This window comes from Bradyrhizobium sp. Crot121 (assembly GCF_059512385.1).
In genome coordinates, this window is sequence record NZ_JCAMOR010000219.1 from 1 (window position 1) to 1787 (window position 1787).

The window sequence follows — 1787 nt, forward strand, 5'->3', positions numbered from 1 at the left end:
GGATAGTGCGCCAGTGAAACTGGCGAAGGATAGTCGATGAAAGTTCGATACAGGAAAGGAGTAGCGACCCACCTTGGCCCCGAGTCATGCGGAGGCGTTCGTGAGGACGACTTCGAAGCGTTGACAGGGGAAACCGCAGGCCAGCCATTGAGCCGCGAAATCGGAAGTCTGGAGCGCCGACGCTGTTATCCTAAGCGGAAGGCAACACGTTGGGCGGCGCACATCGCGAGCCGCTCAACGGTTCCACGCGGTCGGAGACCCTGAGCATGCGGGGAAATCCTTCGCACAGGAACTGGGAGATCTCGTCGTCGCCCGAAGACGAACAGCGTTCGGGCAGGCTGGGGAAAGGCGAATGCCATAAGCCCAGCGTCATCGTCGACGAGAAGTCGGATGTCCGCATAGTACCAATGAACGACCTGAACAACAGCGACGGGTCCACACCGTTGCTCGCGGAAGGTCCGGAGGGAAGGCGGGCAGCCAAGGGCAATAGCAAACATCCTCCCGCGCCCCGGACCCTGAGCCGGACCAGCGCGTCGACGAGGCTGGAGGCTATACGTGAACTGGCAAGACGGAATAGGAAGACACGGTTCACGGCGTTGATGCATCACGTGACGCGCGAATTGCTGACGGAAAGCTTCAGGCAACTGAAGCGCTCCGCGGCGCCCGGCGTCGACGGGATGACATGGCGCGACTATGAGGAAGGGCTCGACGAGCGAATAGCAGCGCTTTGGGACGCGGTCCAATCAGGCCGCTACCAGGCACTCCCGTCTCGCCGAGTGTATATCCCCAAGTTGAATGGCAAACTGAGACCGCTCGGAATCGCTGCGCTGGAAGATAAGATCGTCCAGCACGCGGTGACGACGGTCCTGAATGCAATCTACGAGGCGGACTTCCTCGGCTTTTCCTACGGATTCCGGGAGGGGCGAAGTCAGCATAAAGCGCTGGACGCACTCTGGATCGGCATCCATCAGAAAAGAGTGAACTGGGTGCTCGACGCCGACATCCGCTCGTTCTTCGACACGATCGATCACGAATGGATGATGCGGTTCCTCGAGCACAGGATTGCAGATCGCCGGCTCTTGCGATTGATACGCAAGTGGCTGACCGCTGGCGTTGTCGAAAGTGGATCGAAGTCCGTAGCACGGATAGGTACGCCGCAAGGCGCGGTGATCTCGCCGCTCCTCGCCAATATTTATCTGCACTACGTCTTCGACCTCTGGACCCACCAGTGGCGGAGCAAAACGGCGAAAGGGGATGTCATCGTCGTCCGCTATGCGGACGACAGCGTCGTGGGCTTCGAAACAAAGTCCGAGGCCCTACGCTTTCTCGACGCACTGCGTGAGCGGATGGCGATGTTCGGTCTCTCGCTGAATGAGGAGAAGACACGGATTCTGGAATTTGGACGGTACGCGGCCGAGCGCCGCGCACGCCGGGGGCAACGCCGCCCGGAAACGTTCGACTTCCTCGGGTTCACGCACATCTGCGCTGTGACCCGAATGAATCCGCACTTCACAATCCGGCGCGTGACCATCGCCTCCCGCATGCGGGCGACGCTGAGGGCGATACGACACGACCTGATGAAACGCCGCCATGCGCCCATCGCTGAGATCGGCGCCTGGCTCCGTCGCGTGGTGCAGGGGTACCTGAACTACCACGCGATTCCAGGGAATCTGAAACGGCTCGGCATGTTCCGCGCCGAGGTCTGCCGGGCATGGCTGCGCTCGCTTCGTCGACGCAGCCAGCGCTCCCGCATGACCTGGGATCGATTCCAGCGTCACGTTAGGCGA

1 protein-coding gene is annotated in these 1787 nt (G+C 61.1%); it reads left to right on the forward strand.

The features are described 5' to 3' along the window. Positions 1–266: 266 nt before the first annotated feature. Positions 267–1787, forward strand: a 1521-nt coding sequence (gene ltrA, locus AC5ZGW_RS46095) for a group II intron reverse transcriptase/maturase (protein WP_245475242.1), incomplete at its 3' end; no start/stop codon positions are given.